The organism is Mesorhizobium sp. W050 (assembly GCF_054719535.1).
In genome coordinates, this window is the sequence record NZ_JBTTIH010000001.1 from 339,598 (window position 1) to 359,219 (window position 19,622).

General features: G+C 63.2%; 18 protein-coding genes. 5 read left to right on the forward strand and 13 right to left on the reverse strand.

Annotated features, from left to right (window positions below):
• Window positions 1-26 precede the first annotated feature (26 nt).
• The 13 genes from ACYG9Y_RS01600 to ACYG9Y_RS01660 all read right to left on the reverse strand — a co-directional run bounded on the left by ACYG9Y_RS01600 (window position 27) and on the right by ACYG9Y_RS01660 (window position 14,806).
• Window positions 27-344 (reverse strand): Dabb family protein, encoded by a 318-nt coding sequence (locus ACYG9Y_RS01600; RefSeq protein ID WP_023737626.1) that lies wholly within the window; start codon window positions 342-344, stop codon window positions 27-29.
• A 20-nt stretch (window positions 345-364) separates the two neighbouring features.
• Window positions 365-1,993 (reverse strand): GMC family oxidoreductase, encoded by a 1,629-nt coding sequence (locus tag ACYG9Y_RS01605; RefSeq protein WP_023671177.1) that lies wholly within the window; start codon window positions 1,991-1,993, stop codon window positions 365-367.
• Between the two features lie 12 nt (window positions 1,994-2,005).
• Window positions 2,006-2,767, reverse strand: a complete 762-nt coding sequence (locus ACYG9Y_RS01610; RefSeq protein WP_023671178.1) for a 3-ketoacyl-ACP reductase — start codon at window positions 2,765-2,767, stop codon at window positions 2,006-2,008.
• Window positions 2,764-4,266, reverse strand: coding sequence for a GMC oxidoreductase (locus ACYG9Y_RS01615; protein WP_023737627.1), 1,503 nt, complete (start codon window positions 4,264-4,266; stop codon window positions 2,764-2,766). Before ACYG9Y_RS01615 ends, ACYG9Y_RS01610 begins: the two co-directional genes overlap by 4 nt.
• A gap of 5 nt (window positions 4,267-4,271) precedes the next feature.
• Window positions 4,272-5,387, reverse strand: a complete 1,116-nt coding sequence (locus tag ACYG9Y_RS01620; protein WP_023671180.1) for an ABC transporter ATP-binding protein — start codon at window positions 5,385-5,387, stop codon at window positions 4,272-4,274.
• Window positions 5,388-5,391: 4 nt separating this feature from the next.
• The gene (locus tag ACYG9Y_RS01625) at window positions 5,392-6,336 is read right to left on the reverse strand and encodes a carbohydrate ABC transporter permease (RefSeq protein WP_023704034.1); all 945 of its coding nucleotides are present in this window, start codon (window positions 6,334-6,336) and stop codon (window positions 5,392-5,394) included.
• On the reverse strand, window positions 6,333-7,283 hold the full coding sequence (locus tag ACYG9Y_RS01630; RefSeq protein WP_023737628.1) for a carbohydrate ABC transporter permease: 951 nt from the start codon (window positions 7,281-7,283) through the stop codon (window positions 6,333-6,335). Before ACYG9Y_RS01630 ends, ACYG9Y_RS01625 begins: the two co-directional genes overlap by 4 nt.
• Window positions 7,284-7,539: 256 nt before the next feature.
• Entirely contained in the window at window positions 7,540-8,793 is a 1,254-nt protein-coding gene (locus ACYG9Y_RS01635) for an ABC transporter substrate-binding protein (protein ID WP_023737629.1), read from the reverse strand.
• Window positions 8,794-8,851: 58 nt separating this feature from the next.
• Entirely contained in the window at window positions 8,852-10,363 is a 1,512-nt protein-coding gene (locus ACYG9Y_RS01640; protein ID WP_023737630.1) for an aldehyde dehydrogenase family protein, read from the reverse strand.
• A 10-nt stretch (window positions 10,364-10,373) separates the two neighbouring features.
• The gene (locus tag ACYG9Y_RS01645) at window positions 10,374-11,150 is read right to left on the reverse strand and encodes an enoyl-CoA hydratase/isomerase family protein (RefSeq protein ID WP_023737631.1); all 777 of its coding nucleotides are present in this window, start codon (window positions 11,148-11,150) and stop codon (window positions 10,374-10,376) included.
• The gene (locus tag ACYG9Y_RS01650) at window positions 11,143-12,744 is read right to left on the reverse strand and encodes an acyl CoA:acetate/3-ketoacid CoA transferase (protein WP_023737632.1); all 1,602 of its coding nucleotides are present in this window, start codon (window positions 12,742-12,744) and stop codon (window positions 11,143-11,145) included. Before ACYG9Y_RS01650 ends, ACYG9Y_RS01645 begins: the two co-directional genes overlap by 8 nt.
• Window positions 12,741-13,751, reverse strand: a complete 1,011-nt coding sequence (locus ACYG9Y_RS01655; RefSeq protein WP_023737633.1) for a Gfo/Idh/MocA family protein — start codon at window positions 13,749-13,751, stop codon at window positions 12,741-12,743. Before ACYG9Y_RS01655 ends, ACYG9Y_RS01650 begins: the two co-directional genes overlap by 4 nt.
• Window positions 13,748-14,806 (reverse strand): LacI family DNA-binding transcriptional regulator, encoded by a 1,059-nt coding sequence (locus tag ACYG9Y_RS01660; protein ID WP_023737634.1) that lies wholly within the window; start codon window positions 14,804-14,806, stop codon window positions 13,748-13,750. The genes ACYG9Y_RS01655 and ACYG9Y_RS01660 overlap by 4 nt, the downstream gene beginning before the upstream one ends.
• Before the next feature lie 228 nt (window positions 14,807-15,034).
• Between ACYG9Y_RS01660 and ACYG9Y_RS01665 the strand changes: the two genes are divergently transcribed.
• The 5 genes from ACYG9Y_RS01665 (at window position 15,035) to ACYG9Y_RS01685 (ending at window position 19,499) form a co-directional block, all read left to right on the forward strand.
• Entirely contained in the window at window positions 15,035-16,189 is a 1,155-nt protein-coding gene (locus ACYG9Y_RS01665) for a dihydrodipicolinate synthase family protein (RefSeq protein WP_023737635.1), read from the forward strand.
• A 104-nt stretch (window positions 16,190-16,293) separates the two neighbouring features.
• Window positions 16,294-17,364 carry a GDP-mannose 4,6-dehydratase gene (gene gmd, locus ACYG9Y_RS01670; protein ID WP_023737636.1) on the forward strand — a complete coding sequence of 357 codons (1,071 nt, stop codon included), beginning with the start codon at window positions 16,294-16,296 and terminating at the stop codon, window positions 17,362-17,364.
• 9 nt (window positions 17,365-17,373) lie between these two features.
• Window positions 17,374-18,342 carry a GDP-L-fucose synthase gene (gene fcl / locus ACYG9Y_RS01675; RefSeq protein WP_023737637.1) on the forward strand — a complete coding sequence of 323 codons (969 nt, stop codon included), beginning with the start codon at window positions 17,374-17,376 and terminating at the stop codon, window positions 18,340-18,342.
• Window positions 18,343-18,423: 81 nt separating this feature from the next.
• On the forward strand, window positions 18,424-18,630 hold the full coding sequence (locus ACYG9Y_RS01680; RefSeq protein ID WP_084014257.1) for a hypothetical protein: 207 nt from the start codon (window positions 18,424-18,426) through the stop codon (window positions 18,628-18,630).
• Between the two features lie 404 nt (window positions 18,631-19,034).
• The gene (locus ACYG9Y_RS01685; RefSeq protein ID WP_352459862.1) at window positions 19,035-19,499 is read left to right on the forward strand and encodes an Hsp20 family protein; all 465 of its coding nucleotides are present in this window, start codon (window positions 19,035-19,037) and stop codon (window positions 19,497-19,499) included.
• Window positions 19,500-19,622 lie beyond the last annotated feature (123 nt).

Here is a 19,622-nt window from a genome sequence, read left to right on the forward strand (position 1 = left end):
TCAGCCGGCTTTCGAAAGAAGCGCGGTCACTTTTTCGTAATGTCGAGATCGAACACCATCAGCCCGTCGGTGCCGCCTTCGAGCGCTGCGACCAATCGGGCGCCGGCGCGCTGATGCGCTTCATGCACGAGATAGGCGTCGCGGGCGGCGGCATCGCGGAAGTCGATGGTGAAGGCATGGCTGAAGCCGCGCGCGAACGGCTCCGGGCTGACATTGGTGCTGAAATGGACCGTGTCCATGCCGTCGACAACGGAGCGCAGTGCTTCGAGATCGGCGTGGATTGCCGTGCACTCGGTGGCGGGCACATCGCTGCGGAAGCGTACGAAGACGCAGTGTCTGATCATTGGTTCGTTCTCCTAAGTGGCTATGCGGCCCGATTGCCGGAGAACACCGCCGGCGGAAGCGGCTCGCGGCCGAGGATGATGTCGGCGCCTTTTTCGCCGACCATGATGGTCGGCGCATTGGTGTTGGAGGAAGGCACGCGCGGCATCACCGAGGCATCGCAGACGCGCAGGCCCTCGATGCCGCGCAGACGCAGGTCCGGTGTGACCACCGCCATATCGTCATGGCCCATGCGGCAGGTACCCACGGGGTGATGGTCGGTCTTGGCGGTGCGGCAGGCATAGTCGATCAGCTCGTCATCGCTGGCGAGCGATGGTCCGGGCAGCACCTCGCGCAACACGTAAGGCGCAAGCGCCTTCTGCCGCATGATCTCGCGCGCAAGCCTGAGGCCCTTGATCGACATGGCGCGGTCATAAGGGTCCGACCAATAGTTGGGATCGATCAGCGGGTGGTCGGCCGGGTCGGCGCTGCTCAGCCGCACCGTGCCGCGCGAGCGCGGGCGCAGGAAGGCCGAGTTCAAGGTCACGCCGGGGTTCTTCAACCTCTCGACGCCGGCCTCGATGCCGGAGCCCAGTCCCAGATGGAACTGGATGTCGGGCGAGGCGGCGGTCGGATCGGCGTACCAGAAGCCGCCGGTCTCGAACAGGCTGGAGGCGACCGGCCCTTTCTTCAGCAGCAGATACTGCAAGCCGGCCCACGCGGTGCGGTGCAGCTTGGCGTAGTTGTCATAGGTGTGGTCGCCGGTGCATTCGGCGATGACGAACAAATCGAGATGGTCCTGCATGTTGGAGCCGACACCGGGCAGATCATGCACCGGCGTCACGCCGACCGATTTCAGGTGATCAGCCGGGCCGATGCCCGACTGCATCAACAGCTTCGGCGAACCGATGGCGCCGGACGAGACGATCACTTCGCGCTCGGCGCGCATGATGGTCTTCTCGCCGCCGGGTTTGTCGACGATCTCGACGCCGGTGGCGCGGCCTTTCTCGACGACGATGCGGGTGACCAGCACATCGGTTCGGACCGTCAGGTTCTTGCGGGCGCGGATGGGCTTCAAATAGGCGACCGAAGCGGATGAGCGCCGGGCGTCCTTCTGGGTCAGCTGGTAGTAGCCGACGCCTTCCTGGCTAGCGCCGTTGAAATCCGGGTTGAAGGGGATGCCCATCTCTTGGCCGGCGCGGAAATAGGCTTCGCAAATCGGCAGCGGCGAAATAGGGTTCGACACGCCGAGCGGCCCCTGGTCGCCGTGAAAATCGTTGGCGAAGCGCTGGTTGTTCTCGGCGCGCTTGAAATAAGGCAGCACGTCGCGATAGCCCCAGCCCGCGAGGCCCTCTTCCTTCTCCCATGCGTCGTAGTCGCGAGCGTTGCCGCGCGTGTATATCTGGGCATTGATGGACGAGCCGCCGCCGACCACCTTCGCCTGCGTATACCAGAAGACGCGGTCCTGCATGTGCCTCTGCGGCACGGTCGACCAGCCCCAGGAAGCGATGCCCTTGGTCATCTTGGCAAAGCCCGCCGGCATGTGGATGTAGGGGTGCCAGTCCTTGCCGCCGGCCTCGAGCAGCAGCACGGAATTCGCTGGATCCTCGCTCAGCCGGTTGGCCAGAACGCAGCCGGCCGGGCCGGCACCTACGATGATGTAGTCGGTCATAACCCTATCCACCTACAGTCGAGGCACGGAGAGCGCGCCGTCGACATTGATAATCGAGCCTGTGGAAAAGCCGAGCTTGCCGGCGGCAAGCGTCGCCACCACGGCGCCGATGTCCGATGCTTCGCCCCAGCGTTTTGCCGGCACCAGGCCGCTGTCGATAAGCGCGTCGTATTTGGCTGATACGCTCGCGGTCATGTCGGTGCGAATGATGCCCGGCCGCAGTTCGAACACGCCGATGTTTTCCGGCGCAAGCCGTAGCGCCAGGTTCTTCACCCACATCGAAAGGCCGGCTTTCGAGATGCAGTAGTCGGCGCGTTCCGGCGAGGCCATATCGGCGCTGACCGAGGTGATGGTGATGATCGAGCGCGGATGATTGCTGGGAGCCGCCAGCATCGCCTTGGCGACGGCCTGGCTAAGGAAGACTGTGCCGCGCAGATTGACGTCCAGCGCACGGTCGAAATTCTCGGGCTTCAGCTCCAGCAGATCGCCGCGCACCACGGCGCCGATGCCGGCATTGTTGACGAGGCAGTCGATGCGGCTGAAGGCACGTATGGCGGCGTCGACGAGGGCCGTGTGATCCTCGAGGTTGGCGATATCACAACGGACATAGGCGAACTCCGCACCCCGTGCGGTGATGTTGGCGGCCAGTTCGTCCGGCGCTTGTTCGGCAAGGTCGGCGATCAAAATGTCGAAGCCGTCCCCGGCCAGCGCCTCGGCGCAGGCCAGTCCAATGCCGCGCGCGCCGCCGGTGACGATGGCTGCGGGGCGGGTCATGCCGCGAGGTCCGTTCGGCGAATATGCTCGGCCACGCGCAACGCCTGGGCGGCAATCGACAGCGCCGGATTCACGGCTGCGGAGTTCGGCAGAAAACTGGCGTCGACGACGAACAGGTTCGGGTGGTCGAAGGCGCGGCAGAAGGGGTCGAGCGGCGACGTCGCCGGGTCATCGCCCATTTTCACCGTGCCGCACTGGTGCGAGGGCGTGCGCTTGTCGAAGGGACGCGACAGCACGATGGGATAACCGCAGGCGCGGAAGTTCTCACGCATCACCTTGGTCAGCCCGTCCAGCGACTGCATGTTGGAGCGCCGCCATTGCATGACGATGTCCTTGCCGTCGACCATGATGCGGCTTTCCGGATCGGGCAGATCCTCGCACATCAGATACCAGTCGACGGCGCGACCGGCCATGTAATCGAGCGCGAATTTCGGCACGCGTTTGACGTTGGCCTTCAACATGTTGCCGTCGATCTTGCCGAGCAGTTGGACGTTGCCGAGCGGCTTGCCGCCTTTGCCGTCGGAGAGATAGTAGTCATTCAGCATCAGCGTCTTCTGGTAGACGCTGTCGTTCCTGCGGCGCGGATCGATCGCCAGCATGGCGCTCGAATTATGGTTCATGAAATTGCGGCCGACCTGGTCGGAGCGGTTGGCGAAGCCTTTGCCATCTGGTGAAGGCGAGCGCAGCAGGATGACGGCGGAATTGACCGCGCCGGCGGACAGGATGACCAGCTTCGGCGCGACTTTCTTCAGCTCGCCATTCTGACGGTAGTGAACGGCAGCGATGCTTTTGCCGTCGGACGACGCTTCGAGATATTCGACATGGCAGCCGGTTTCGAGTCGGATATTGCTGTCCTTGAGTGCAGCCGTCAGCGGTCCGGTCTGCGCATCAACCTTGCCCTGGGCGGTGTTGGGGAATGCGTCCCAGCCGGTCTTGCCCTCTTTCAGCCAGGTGTCGATGTCGACGCCGAGCGGCAGCGAGGCCGGATGCAGGCCGAGGGCTTTCAACTCAGCGCGGGCGCGCGCAATCGGCGCCTCGTCGGGCACCGGCTTGAAGGCATAGGGGACCGAGTGGAACGGTTCGGTCGGGTCCTCGCCGAGTGAGCCGCGGACGCGAAACAGCTGCTCGGCTTTCGAATACCAGGGCTCGAATTCATCGTAGGAAAACGGCCATGCCGGCGAGACGCCACCGAAGTGCTCCATGGCGGCGAAATCCTCTTTGCGGTAGCGGATCAGCACCGCGCCGTAGAATTTCGAATTGCCGCCGACATAGTAGTAATTGCCGGGGTTGAAGGCGCCGCCGCCGGCCTCGCGCCACATCTCCTTCGGACGGTAGTGGCCATCGACGAAGATCGAGCGCGTGTCGCGGGCATGCGGCGTTGCCGGCAAGGGCTCGCCGCGCTCCAGCATCAGGACCGAGGCGCCGCTGCCGGCCAGGCCGGAAGCGATCGTAGCGCCGCCGATGCCGGAGCCGATGATGACGATATCGGGGCTGACCATCTCGATCAGCGGATGCGGTGTTCGGTCGCCGGATCGAAGAACACGGCCTTGGTCAGGTTGAAGGCGAGCGGCGTGCTGGTGCCCGGCTGGATGTTGGCGTCGGCCCGCAACCGCGCCACCACGCCCTTGCCGCCGAGGTTGGTCACCGCGAAAGTGTCGGACCCTGCCGGCTCGACCACTTCGATGTGCAGGTCGGCAGTGGCAATGTTGGAGGCGTTGCGTTCCGCACCTTCCGGATCGGTCAGCGCTTCCGGGCGCACGCCGAAGATGATCGGCTTGCCCTGGAACGCCGACAGGCCCGCCGGCGCATTGGCCATCGGCAGCGTAATGGGCTCGCGCGCCTCGCGCTCCAACACGACGGACAGCGCATTGCCCGACGTGGCAATGGTCGCCGGGATCAGGTTCATCGCCGGCGAACCCATGAAGTCGGCGACGAACAAATTGGTCGGGTTGTTGTAGATCTCGGCCGGGGTGCCGAACTGCTGCACCTCGCCGTCGCGCATGACGGCGATCTTGGTAGCCAGCGTCATCGCCTCGATCTGGTCGTGGGTGACGTAGACGATGGTTGTGCCAGTGGTGGCATGCAGGCGCTTGATCTCGATGCGCATGTCAACGCGCAATTTGGCGTCGAGGTTGGACAAAGGCTCGTCGAACAGGAACAGCTTAGGGTCGCGCACCAGCGCCCGGCCCATGGCGACGCGCTGGCGCTGGCCGCCGGAAAGCTGGCTCGGCTTGCGCTGCAGGAGGTGGCCGATCTGCAGGACCTTGGCCACCTTGTCGATCGCCTTTTGGCGTTCGTCGGCCGGCACGCCGCGCATCTCCATGCCGAAGGAGATGTTTCCGGCCACCGTCATGTTCGGATAGAGCGCATAGCTCTGGAACACCATGGCGATGTCGCGCTTGGATGGGTGCAGATCGTTGATGGCGCGGCCGTCGACGCGGATTTCGCCCTCGGTGATCTGCTCTAGGCCGGCAATCGTGTTGAGCAAGGTGGACTTGCCGCAGCCGGACGGGCCGACCAGCACCAGGAAGCCGCCCTTTTCGAGCTCGACATCGATGCCCTTCAGGATCTCGACATTCCCGAAGCGCTTCTTCAGCCCATCAATTTCCAGAAAAGCCATCAGATTATCCTTTGACCGCGCCCGCCATCAGGCCACGCACGAAGTAGCGGCCGGCGACCACATAGACGAGAAGGGTGGGCAGGGCTGCGATCATCGCCGCAGCCATGTTGACGTTGTATTCGACGACGCCTGTCGAGGTGTTGACGACGTTGTTGAGCGCCACCGTCATCGGCATCACGTCGCCGGAGCCGGCATAGGCGGAGGCGAACAGGAAGTCGTTCCAGATGTTGGTGAACTGGTAGATCACCGTCACCACGATGATCGGCAGCGAGTTGGGCAGCATGATGCGCCGGAAGATCTGGAAGAAGCTTGCCCCGTCGATCTGCGCCGCCTTCACCAGCTCGTTCGGAAACGCTTCGTAGTAATTGCGGAAGAAGAGGGTGGTGAAACCGATGCCGTAGACGACGTGAACGAACACCAGGTTCACGGTCGGATTGCCAAAGCCGAAGGTGAAACCGGTCGCGTTCTGCAGCTTGACGCCGAACCGGCCCAAGCTGCCGAGGATCGTTGCCATCGGCAGCAGTACCGACTGGAACGGGATGAAACAGGCAAACAGCATCAGCCCGAACACCAGCGTCGCCCCGCGAAAGCGCCATTTGGTCAGCACATAGCCGTTGAGCGCGCCGAGCAGGGTCGAGATGATGACTGCCGGAACCACCATCTTGATCGAGTTCCAGAAATAGCCCTTCATGCCGACGCAGGTCAGGCCCGAGCAAACTTCGCTCCACGCCTTTATCCATGGGTCGAAGGTCGGCGCCTGGGGCAGCGCCAGCATGTTGCCGTTCTGGATCTCCTCCATGGTCTTGAACGAGGTCACCAGCATGACGAACAGCGGCATCAGGTAGAACAACGCAAACAGCGCCAGCAGTCCGTAGATGACGATGCGGTTGAGGGTCTTGGTGCTCATGCCGCTAGAGGCCTGGCGGGCAGGGGTGGCAACGGCGCTCATTGCGGCTTCTCCCGCAGTTCCGAATAGAGATAGGGCACGATGATGGCGACGATGGTCATCAGCATGATCACGGCACTCGCCGAGCCGACAGCCATTTCGTTGCGCTTGAACGTGTACTCATACATGAAGTTGGACGGCAGCCAGGCCGAGCCACCGGGGCCGCCGCTGGTCAGCGCCACCACCAGATCGTACGACTTGATGGCGAGGTGGGCGAGCACGATGAAGGCCGACAGGAAGATCGGCCGCAGCAGCGGAATGACGATGCGGCGGTAGAGCTGGAAAGTAGTGGCGCCATCGATCTGCGCCGCTTTCATGATCTCACCGTCGATGCCGCGCAGGCCGGCCAGGAACATCGCCATGATGAAGCCGGAGGCTTGCCAGACGCCGGCGATGACCACCGTGTAGATGACGAAATCCTTGTTCTTGATCCAGTCGAAATGGAAGCTCGTCCAGCCCCATTGATGCAGGGTCTGCTCAAGGCCGAGGCCGGGATCGAGAAACCATTTCCAGGCGACGCCGGTAACGATGAAGGACAGCGCCATCGGGTAGAGATAGATCGGCCGCAACACGCCTTCGCCGCGGATCTTCTGGTCGAGCAGGATGGCCAGGAACAGGCCGAGCGCCAGGCACATGGCGATGTAGAGAAAGCCGAAAATGCCCATATTGACGATCGACGTGTACCAGCTCGATGGCGGGTCGGAGTCGAACGTCCAGCCCCATAGCCGTAGGTAGGCGCGCGGTCCGGTGATGACATAGGACGGAAAAGTCTTGGAATTGGTGAAGGACAGATAGACCGTCCACAGGATGAAGCCATAGACGAAGACGATGGTGATGGCGAAGCTCGGCGCCAGCACGATCTTCGGCAGCGCGTTCTGCAGTCGCGCGCGCACCGAGGGGCGCGACCGCTCCGGCGTCAGCTTGATCTGGGTTGTCGCTACACTGCTCATGAGGCTCCTCCCGTTTCGGGTTGTCCGTGCTCTGCCGTCAGGCGGCAAGGCGACCCCGTGCATACGGGTCTCTGGTCGGCATGGTGTTCAAGAGCGTTTTCACCGTTTCACGGAAACGGCGAACCTCTCTAACTCTTTCTTTTACGCAATTCCGGCCGGAAAACCGCTCACACTTTTCCTGGAATTGCGCCAGCTGGCCAATCCTTAGGTGAAACCTTCCCCGCCGAAGCGGGGAAGGTGTGTTTCTGGCTAGCGCTTACTTGGCGTCGTCGATCGCCTTTACCAGTTCGGTCACGGCTTCGTCCGAGGTCTTGATCTGACCATGGACGAATTTCGAAACGACGTCCTTGTAGGCATTGGCGACTGCCGGAGGCGCGCCATAGCCCTGGGCAAGCGAGCCGAACAGCGTGCCGCCTTCGTTGGCAGCCTTCAGGTCGGCGATGCCCTTCTTGCCGCACGCGTCGAAGTCGGTGTCCGGAACGTCGGTACGGGCGGGAACCGAACCCTTGACGACGTTGAAGGCCGACTGGAAGCTCTTCGACAGGGTGGCGGTGGCCAACGCGACCTGGGCGGCCTTGCGGTCGTCCGGAACGTTGAACATGCCGAACATGTCGGAGTTGTAGACCACCGAGCCTTCCGTGCCCGGGAAGCGATAGCACAGGAAGTCGGTGCCCGGCGTTTTCTTGGCGGCGTTGAACTCGCCCTTGGCCCAATCACCCATCACCTGCACCAGGGCATCGCCCTTGATGACCATGGCGGTGGCAAGGTTCCAGTCGCGGCCCGAGAAGTTCGGGTCGACATAGGTGACGAGCTTGGCGAGGTTATCGAACGACTTCTTCATCGTGTCGGACTTGAGGGACTCGTCGTCGAGGTCGTTGAAGGCCTTCTTGTAGAACTCAGGCCCGCCGGTCGACAGCACGACCGAGTCGAACATGGTGGCTTCCTGCCAGTTCTGGCCGCCAAGGGCGAGCGGGATAACGCCAGCCGCCTTGGCTTTGTCGAGCAGGGCGACGAAGTCGTCGAAGGTCTTTGGCTCGGTGCCGCCGATCTTGTCCATCACCGCCTTGTTGATCCACAGCCAGTTGACGGAGTGGACGTTGACTGGAGCAGCGACCCACTTGCCATCATAGACGGAGAACTTTTGCAGGGCTGCCGGAACCGACTTGTCCCAGCCTTCCTTCTTCGCCGTCTCGGTCAGGTCGCCCATGACGCCGGCCGCCGCATAATCGAGCACGGTGTAGCCGAGCATCTGCGACGCGGTCGGGTAATTGCCGGCCGCGACCATCGCCTTCAGCGCAGTCATGGCGGCGTCGCCGCCACCACCGGCCACCGGCACGTCCTTCCAGGCATAGCCTTCCTTGGCAAGGTCGCCCTTGAGGACGTTGAGAGCAGCCGCTTCGCCGCCCGACGTCCACCAATGCAGCATCTGCACTTCCTTGACGTCCTCGGCATGGGCCGAGAAAGCAAAGGCCGTCGCCAGAGCCGTTCCGATAAACAGTTTGCGCAACATGTTCTACCTCCCTTGTTGCATTACATGACCGGTGGAAGCCCACCGGGTTCTTCCAAACTCAGCCGACCCACCAACCGGTGCGCTGGCCGCGATGAAACTGGATTGTCTTTTCCTCGGTATAATCCTCGACAGCGCGTTTGCCGAGTTCGCGTCCTATGCCGGACTGCTTGTAGCCCCCGAATGGCAACTCGGGAAAGCCTTCCATGAATGTGTTCACCCAAACGGTCCCCGAACGCACACCACGCGCCACCGACATACAAGTGTCGATGCTGGCGCTCCACACCCCTGCCGACAGACCATAGGGCGTGTTGTTGGCGATGTGCAACGCCTTTTCAATCGATCCAAAAGTCAGCACGGAGAGCACCGGGCCGAACACTTCCTCGCGCGCAATAGCCATGTCTTCGGTAACACCGCGGATGATGGTCGGATCGAGGTACTGGCCGGCATTGGACGCCAGCTGGCCGCCACCGCAATAGACATTGCTGCCGTCTTTTGCTGCCACCGCGACGTAACCCGCGACCTTGGTCAGATGATCGGCTGATATCATCGCGCCGACCTTGGTTCGGTCGTCGAGTGGGTCGCCGACCGTTACCTTGGCGGTGAGGGCCTTGACAGTGGCGAGGAAATCGTCGGCGATGGCTTCATGCACGATCAGCCGACTGCCGGCATTGCAGCATTCGCCGGCATTGAAGAAGCCGCCGAAGACAGCCGCGTCAGCGGCCGCCTCGAGATCGGCATCGGGGAAGACGATCTGGCCGTTCTTGCCGCCGAGCTCCATCGAGACTTTCTTCAGCGACTGCGCGGCGGAAGCCATGGTCATCTTGCCGACGCGGGTAGAGCCGGTGAAAGAAACCATTTCCACCAGCGGATGGCTGACCATCGGCCCCCCGACATCGGCGCCGAGGCCGGCCAGGATGTTGACGACGCCCGCGGGCAGGCCGGCCTGCATCAGGATGTCGCCGAGCACGAAGGTCGAGGCCGAGGTCATTTCGCTCGGCTTGACCACCGCGGTGCAGCCGGCGGCGAGCGCGAAGGGCAGTTTCTGGCTGACGATCAGGAACGGGAAATTCCACGGGGTGATGATCGAGACGACGCCGATCGGCTCGCGCAGGACCACGCCCAGCATGGCGTCGCCGAGATTGGCGTAGCTTTCGCCGTGCAGCGTGCGGGCGAGCGAGGCGGCATAGCGCCAGATGTCGATGGCGCCGCCGATCTCGCCGCGCGCCTGGGCGATCGGCTTGCCGGATTCCAGCGCATCGAGTCGGGCGATGTCTTCGAGCTGGGCCTCGATCAGGTCGGCCGTCTTGAGCAGGATGGCGGCGCGCTCGGCCGCCTTCGTGCGCGGCCACGGGCCGGTCTCGAATGCCTTGTGCGCGGCCTGCATGGCCGCCTCCACCTCGGCCTCGCCGGCCCGCGCATAGCGCGAAACGGTGAAGCCATGGCCGGGGCTGTTGCGCGCCAGCGTGCGGCCATCGCGGGCATCGACATGCTTGCCGTCGATCAGGAGCTTGTAAGCCTTCGGCGCCTTGGACGCCTCGGCTGGCATGGAAATGTTGAGCGGTGCGTTCATCGTGCTTTCTCTAGGATCTCGAAAAGGCCGGCTTCTGCTTGGCCTTGAAGGCGCTCACGCCGGCTTTGAGGTCGCCGGTCAGCGCAATGAAGCCGCTGGCGAGCGCCTCGGTGGCGGCCGCACTTTCCTCGCCTTCGGCGACTGCGATCATCAGCTTGGCGGCTTCCGTTGCGAGCGGCCCGCGCCCGGCGATCTTTTCTCCCCACGCCTTCGCCTCGGCCAGCGCCTGGCCGGTCTCGACCACACGATCGACAATGCCGAGGGCGAGCGCGTCGGGGGCGGCAAAGACCTCGCCGCCGAGCGCCATGCGGCGCACGATCTGCGCACCGAAGCGGCGCACGGCGCGCTGCGTGCCGGACCAGCCGGGGACGACGCCGATCGATGTCTCGGGAAAGCCGAGCTTCACCTGTGTTTCGGCCACACGGAAGTCGCAGGCGACCGCCAGTTCCAGCCCGCCACCCAGCGCATGGCCGGAAAGCACCGCGACGGTCGGCTGCCGCAGCCGCGCCAGTCGGTCGAAGACGCGGTGGCCGTAGCGCACCCATTGCACCTGAAAGTCGGCAGCGCTCATCTCGCCCCAGGCCTCGACATCGCCGCCGGCGCAAAAGCCTTTGCCTTCGCCGCGGATCAGCACGACGCGCACGCCTTCAGCCATTTCGGCCTCGTCGAGCGTTGCCTCGAGCGCGCGCAGCATCGGAATGTCCAACGCATTGAACTTTTCCGCCCGGCGCAGCGTGACGATGCCGATGGCGCCGTCCTGTTCGAAGGTGACGAGGCGCTCAGCCATGCGCGCCTCCGAGCGAAGCGCCGCCATTGAGCGACAGGCCGATCGGCCGATCCTGGTACAGCGCCGCCGGTGTCACCTTGAGGTCGTTGGCGACGCCGAGCGGTGTTTCGGACTGAGCCAACACATCGCGCTCGAGGTCGACGCCCGGCGCAAGTTCCGTCACCATCAGGCCGTCCGGCGTCAGCTTCATCACGCAACGCTCGGTGACGTAGGTGATGTCCTGGCCTTGAGCGACGGCGCGCTTGCCGGAGAAGGAGATGTGTTCGACCTCGTTGACGACCTTCTTGACCTTGCCTTCCGCGTCGATGCGGATGCCGCCATCGGCGAGCGAAAGCTTGGCGCCGGCGTTGAAGAAGCCGGAGAAGACGATCTTCTTCGCCCGCGCGGTAATGTCGACGAAGCCGCCGGCCCCGGCTGTGACATGAGGCCGTGCCGACAGCTTCGACACGTTAACCGAGCCATGGCGGTCGATCTGCAGGAAGGACAACAGCGAGGCATCGAAGCCGCCGGCCTGGAAATAGATGAACTGGTGCGGCGAGGGCATGATCGCCTCGGCATTGGAAGCGCAGCCGAACTTGAAGTCGAGCAGCGGCACGCCGCCGACGGCGCCCTGCTCGATCACCCAGGTGACTTTGCCGTGCTGGCCTTCCTCGAGAAGGATACGCGGCACGTTGGCCGAGATGCCGAAGCCGATGTTGACCGCCATGCCGTCGCGCAATTCCATGGCGACGCGGCGCGCGATTACTTTCTGGACGTTCATGTCGGCGTTGCGGAAGCTGGACAACGGCCGGAAGATCTCGCCCGAAATCGCCGGGTCGTAAGGAGTCAGCGTCGTCTGCAATTGGTCCGGCGCCACCACGATGTGGTCGACCAGGACGCCGGGCACGCGCACGTCATGCGACTTCAGCGTGCCGTTCTCGACGACCCGCTTGACCTGCGCAATGACGATGCCGCCATTGTTGCGCGCGGCGAGCGCCTGTTCGAGGCCGCCCAAATAGGCGCCTTCATGCTCGTAAGTGAGGTTGCCGCGCTCGTCGGCGGTGGTGGCGCGGATGATCGAAACGTTGGGCACGATCGAGCGGAAATAGAGCCATTCCTCGCCGTCGAACTGCTGCACCGAGACGATCGGCTCGCTTGCAGCCTCATTCATGGCGCAGCCCTGGTGGCGCGGGTCGGCAAAAGTGTCGAGGCCGACCTTGGTCAGCACGCCCGGCCGCTTGGCGGCAGCTTCGCGGTGCATGTCGAACAGGATGCCGGAGGGCACGTTGTAGGCGGCGACCGAATTGTCGCCGATCATCTTCCATATCTGCGGCGGCTCGGACGAGGAGGGGCCTGAGGGATAGGAGCCGCAGAGCGTGCGCTTCAACAAGCCGGGCTTGGCCAGATGGTCGATGCCCTTGATGCCATACATGTCGCCGGCGGCGATGGGGTGCAGCGTGGTGATGTCTTTGGGATGGCCTTCGGCGTCGAAGCGCTCGCCGATGGCGGCCAGCACGGCATCCGGGCAGCCGAGGCCGCTCGACGACGAGACGGAGACGGTCATGCCGTCCTTGATCAGGCTTGCTGCTTCAGCGGCGGAGACGAGCTTGCTCACGCGACACCTTTCGGATCGATAGTGACGGCCTTGCCGGATTTTGCCGACTGCAACGCTGCTTCGGCCGACGCCAGGGACCAGACGCCGTCCTCGCCGGTTGCGGAGGGCTGGCCCGCGCCGCTGATAGCGGCATGGAACTGGCGCAGCGACCTGACGTAGAGGTCTTCGCGGTCGAAGCTCAGTTCCTCCTCGCCCTTGGCGGTGCGTAGAAGCACCGAACCGACCGGCTTCTGCGTCATCACATTTTTGGCAATCAGCGAGCCTTCCGAGCCATGCACTTCGAAGCCGGTATCGGCGTAGCTGGTGGTGAAGCCTTCATGCGACTGGGCAATCACGCCAGACTTGAAGCGCCAGATGCACATGGCGCCGTCTTCCAGCCCGCTGCCGGCCATGCCGGCCGACTGGGTGAAGGCCGAAATCTCGATCGGGTCGTCGCCGAGCACGAAGCGCAGCGTGTCGGCATCGTGCACGGTGATGTCGAGCACCACGCCGCCGCCGGCTTCCGGTTTGGTGATGCGCCAGCCCTGCAGGTTCTCCGGCAGATAGACCGCATGGAACATACGCGCGGCAATCGGCTTGCCGATACGGCCGGCTGATATGGCGTCGCGCATGGCGCGGTGGGCGCCGGCATTGCGCAGATGATGGTTGGTGCCAAGCACGACGCCGGCTTCCTTGGCGGCAGCGACCATTGTGCGTGCGTCGGCGCTGGTCAGCGCAAGTGGCTTTTCGCACAGAACATGCTTTCCCGCGTCGATCGCGGCCAGCGCCTGTTCGAGATGCAGTTCGTTGGTGGTCGAGATGTAGACGGCGTCGATGTCGGCGCCGAGCAGGTCATCGAGCGTCGAGACGGCAAGCGGGATGTTGTGTTCATCGGCATAGGTCTTGGCACGCTCCGGGCTGGAGCTCATCACCGCTGATATTTCGCCACCCTCTTGCGCGCGAATGGCGTTGATCATGAACTGTTTGGCGATCGTGCTGGCGCCGATCAGTCCCCATTTGACGCTCATGCCGCGTCTCCCAATCCTGCTGATGTGTCCTGGGCGCGGCGATCGGGACCACAGCTGTCCCTGACGACCAGATTGACCGCGCCGACATGGTCCTCGGCATGCGTGATGCGCGACTGGATCATCTTCAGCATGACGTGAGCGGCGCGTTCACCGAGGCCGGGTGTGTCGACCGAGACGCTGGTCAGCGCCGGCATATAATGCTCGGCCTCGACCACGTCGTCGAAGCCGACGACGGCAAAGTCCGCGCCGGGCTCCAGCCCGCGCTTGCGCAGCGCCAGCATGACGCCGAAGGCGACGGCATCGTTGAAGCACAGTGCCGCCGTCGGCGGCTCGGCCATGGCAAGGGCGGTTTCCAGGCACGCGATGCCGCCCCTGCGGCTGGTCTCGCCTTCGACGACAAGCACGTCGCGCCTGGCAATGCCCAATGTCTCGCAAGCTTGACGAAAACCGCCCAGGCGCTCCTGATAGACGACTAGGTCGGAGGTGCCGCCGAAGAAGGCCAGCCGGCGATGGCCCTTGCCGATCAGATGGGCGGCGGCGAGATACGCGCCGCGATGATTGTCAGGCGCGATCACCGGGATGCGGCTGTCCGGCAGGCGGCGCATGGCGAAGACGACCGGCACGCCCGCCATCTCGAGGCGACGGAAGGCGCCCGGCGTGGTGCCGCGCGCCGGTGACACGATCAGGCCTGCGACGCCCTGTTCCATCAGCGACTTCAGCACTTCTTCCTGGCGCACCGGGTTCTCCGCGGTGTTGGCGATGAAGGGCACGATGCCGGCTGACTGGAAGACGCGCTCCATGCCGACCGCCAGTTCGGCGAAAAAGGGGTTGGTGAGATCGTTGATGACCATGCCGATGACGTTGGAATGGGCTTTGCGCAGATTGGCGGCGCCGCGGTTGTAGACATAGCCGACATCCTCGATCGCCTTGCGAACCTTGACCGCGGTTTCAGGCCGGATCAGCCCTGAGCCTTGCAGCACAAGCGACACCGTCGATTTGGACACACCAGCCTCGCGGGCGATGTCCAGGATCGTTGCCTTGGCCCGGCTGGCCATGTCGGTGGTTCCTCCGCCTAAATGGGCAAATCTATTGGAACGTTCTAATCACTCTGCCAAACGAGAGTCAATCAGGATTCTTGCGGAGATCGAAAAGGTGACGAATGTGGTTTCCAGCAAGGACTATTAGCCTTCTTCGGCAGTTGGACCGGTTCAATCGCCGGAATCATAAAGGTTCTTGATTTATTAGAACGTTCCATTTATTGGATGCCTAAAACGGAGGTTGCCATGGATATCACCCTGCCTACGCAGAATGGCGGCCGCGTCAGCTACAAGCTCGCGGGCAGTCCGGTCGAGGCTGCAATCGGCGCGGTTTTCTCGCGCATCGCCTATGCCGCGGCCCATGTCGTCGCCGACCCTTTCGCGATGACCGACCCCTGGTCGAAGCCTGCGGTCGATTGGGACAAGACGATGGCGTTTCGGCATCATCTGTGGCGGCTTGGCTTCCGCATCGCCGAAGCGATGGACACCTCCCAGCGCGGCATGGGTTTCGACTGGGCGAATGCGCAGGAATTGATCCGGCGTTCAATCATCGAGGCGCGCAGCGTCGAAGGCGCAGACCTCGCCTCGGGCGCCGGCACCGATCATCTGGCGCCGGGAGCTGCCAAAACCCTCGACGAGGTGACCGCCGCCTATGAGCAGCAGTTCGCTTTCATAGAAGGGCAGGGCGGCAAGGCGATCATGATGGCAAGCCGGGCGCTGGCAGCCGTGGCCAAGAGCTCAGATGACTATGTGCACGTCTACGATCGCATCCTCAGCCAGGCATCCGGCAAGGTCATCCTGCATTGGCTGGGCGACATGTTCGATCCGGCACTGAAAGGTTATTGGGGCAGCGGCAATTTCGAGGCCGCGCTCGACACCGTCGTCGCCATCATCGAGCGCCATGCTAATAAGGTCGAGGGGATAAAGATATCGCTGCTCGATGCCGGCAAGGAAGTTGCCTTGCGCAACCGGCTGCCGGAAGGCGTCGTCATGTTCACTGGCGACGATTTCAACTATCCCGAACTGATTGCCGGCGGCGGGAAGCGGCATTCGCACGCCTTGCTCGGCATCTTCGACGCCATCGCGCCGGTCGCCAATGCGGCGCTCGCAAAACTGGCTGACGGAGACCGCGCCGGCTATGACGCGCTGATGGCGCCGACCGTGCCGTTGTCGCGCAAGATCTTCGAGGCGCCGACCGAGTATTACAAGGCCGGCATCGTCTTCATGGCCTGGCTCAACGGCCATCAGGACCATTTCGCCATGGTCGGCGGCATGCAGTCGGCGCGCGGTATCCTGCACTATGCCGACATCTTCCGCCTTGCCGACCAGGCAGGGTTGCTCGCCGATCCCGAGCGTGCGCTGGCCAGGATGAAGCATTTCTGCGCGATTGCAGGTGCCTGAGAACGACACAATCGCTGGCTGAAACCTGTCCCCCGTATGGGGGATTTGCGTTCTCGCGCCAAATCTGTATTCGGTTGCCGGGATTGGATGCGGACGGAGTGGCAATGATGGAAAAAGTGGCGCTCATCACCGGTGTAACCGGGCAGGACGGGGCCTATCTCGCAGAATTGCTTCTGCAGAAGGGCTATATTGTCCATGGCGTCAAACGCCGCTCGTCCTCGTTCAACACCGAGCGCGTTGACGACATCTATGTCGATCCGCACGAGCGCGGTGCGCGTTTCTTCCTGCATTATGGCGACCTGACCGACGCGACCAACCTTATTCGCCTGGTGCAGGAGACACAGCCCGGCGAGATCTACAATCTCGGCGCCCAGAGTCATGTCCAGGTGAGTTTCGAGACGCCGGAATACACCGGCAATGCCGATGCGCTGGGAACACTCAGGCTGCTCGAGGCGATCCGCATCCTGCGCCTGGAGAAGTCGGTACGCTTCTATCAGGCATCGACGTCGGAGCTTTACGGCAAGGCGCGCGAGGTCCCGCAAAGCGAGGCGACGCCCTTCCATCCGCGCTCGCCCTATGCCGCGGCCAAGCTTTACGCCTACTGGATCACGGTCAACTACCGCGAGGCTTACGGCATGTTCGCCGCCAACGGAATCCTGTTCAACCACGAAAGCCCGACACGCGGCGAAACCTTCGTCACCCGCAAGATCACGCGGGCCGTCGCCTCGATCCATCACGGCCTTCAGGCCACGCTCTATCTCGGCAATCTCGACGCCAAGCGTGACTGGGGCCATGCGCGCGACTATGTGGAGGGCATGTGGCGCATTCTGCAGCACAGTGAAGCCGACGATTTCGTGCTGGCGACCGGTGAGGCGCATTCGGTGCGCGAATTCGTCGAACTGGCTTTTGCCGAGACCGGACGCACCATCCGCTGGCAAGGCGAGGGTGTCGATGAAGTCGGTGTCGATGCCGGTTCGGGCACTGTCCTGGTGCGCATCGATCCGCGCTATTTCCGGCCGACCGAGGTCGACCTGCTGCTCGGCGACCCCGCCAAGGCCAAAGCCAGGCTGGGGTGGTCGCACACGACCGGCTTCAGGGATCTGGTGGCGGAAATGGTGCAGGCCGATCTGGCGCGCACCGCCGGCGGCACGCGGCAGAACAGCCGTTCTGCGTGAGGCAGGTTCATGGACGCGACATTTGATCTGAAAGGCAAGCGTGTCTTCGTCGCCGGGCATCGCGGCATGGTCGGTTCGGCCGTCGTGCGCCGGCTGGCGAGCGAGGACTGCGAGATACTCACCGTATCGCGCGACAGGCTCGACCTGCTCGACCAGGCAGGGGTGCAGCGCTGGATGGCCGAGCACAGGCCGGATGCGGTGGTGATGGCGGCCGCCAAGGTCGGCGGTATCCTGGCCAATGACCGGTTCCCGGTCGATTTCCTGCAGGACAATTTGGTCATGCAGGGCAATGTCATCGACGGCGCCTTTCGCAGCGAGGTCGGCAAGCTTTTGTTTCTCGGCTCGTCCTGCATCTATCCAAAGCTCGCGCCGCAGCCGATCAGGGAAGACGCGCTGCTGACCGGTCCGCTCGAACCCACCAATGAATGGTATGCGATCGCCAAGATCGCCGGGCTCAAACTGTGCCAGGCCTATCGGCGCCAGCATGGCGTCGACTACATCTCGGCGATGCCGGCCAACCTTTACGGTCCTGGCGACAATTTCGATCTCCAGTCCAGCCATGTCGTGCCGGCCCTGATGCGAAAGGCGCATGCGCTGGCGCTGAGCGGCGGCAACAGCCTCGAGGTCTGGGGCTCGGGCACGCCACGGCGTGAATTCCTGCATGTCGACGACGCCGCCGATGCCTTGGTCTGGCTGTTGAAGAATTATGCCGGCGACAGCCACGTCAATGTCGGTTCGGGCGAAGATGTCACCATTGCCGAGCTTGCCCAGACCGTCGCATCGGTCGCCGGCGTCGAGGCTGATATCGCCTTCGATACGACCAAGCCAGATGGCACGCCGCGCAAGTTGATGGATGTTTCGCGGCTGTTTGCGACGGGATGGCGCCCGCGCTACGCGCTTCGCGGTGGATTGGAACAGACATATGCGTGGTTTCTCAACCATGTTGAGAAGGGTGATGTCCGCCTCGGCGCGGCCTGATTCCAATTTTCCTTGAACCATTTCGCTGCCGCCCGCGACCAAGCGGTGTGTAGCAAACACGGTCCATCAAGGAGAACGTCAATGTCTATCACTTCAAGAAACGCATTTCTCGCCGCCATCGCGGTTTCGGTGCTGGCAGGGTGTCAGACGGCACCGCCGAGGGAATGCGAGAAGACCAAGCCCGGTGTCACCTACAACGGCAAATGCTGCGGCATCGGCACCCCGTGCCGTGAAGGCAGCAACGCCCCTCATGACAAGCCCGACAGGCCCGATCCGCGGCCACAGTGATCCGCGAGCCAGAAACGTCCCGGCACGTGCCGGGACGTTTCGCCCCCGACAGGGCGGATACGGATCGGAAGGCCGCTACCCGGTTCCTTGCTGGCCGGCATTTGAACACGAAACGGGACGGCGGGGCAGTAGACGATGCGGTCGCGCAGATCGCGCGAAAACTTCCCGCCGGATCTGTACTTCAAGGGGCTGTTCGACTGTTCGAAGGGAAGGTCCCGTAGAAACTCAGATTTCGCTTTCCGTCGATGCGAAGGATGCTACTAAAAAAAATTCGAGATGCTCTTGAACTCATTTGGGGCGCCTCCTAATTCGATTTCCGCCAAGGCCATAAGGCTCGGCAAAAAATGGCGGCGCCGCACGGGGCGGCGTCCTTGTACCCATGTTGCTTCAAGGAGGATGTGGCTATGAGAACCTTTGATACCCTCTATCGGACCACCGTCGGTTTCGACCGGCTTTTCGACATGCTCGACAGCGGCACGCGTCCGGACTGGCCGCCCTATAACATCGAGAAGGTCGACGAGAACGATTACCGTATCTCGATGGCCATCGCAGGCTTCAGCCAGGATGAGGTGGAGCTGACCCAGCATGGACCCGAACTGGTCGTGGTAGGCCAGAAGGCTGATGATCAGAGCGGACGCCAGCTGCTGCACCAGGGCATCGCCTATCGCAGTTTCAGGCAGACGTTCAAGCTTGCCGACCACATGAAGATCAAGGCAGCCAAACTGGAGAATGGCCTCCTCTCGATCGACATCGTCCGTGAGATTCCCGAAGAGCTGAAACCGCGCCGCATCAGCATCGGCGTGGGCGACACGCAAACGGTCGCCACTCAGATCACGCAAGACACGGACCGCGCGCGTAAAGCCGCGTAATCCTGTCGATCTGTCACTTTGAACTGCGGGTCCGCCTCCCGGCTTCGGCCGGGAGGCCGTGATTGCGGAGAAACGAAGATGATCACTGCAGGACGTACTGGCGCGCCTCTGTCGCGCTCCCGC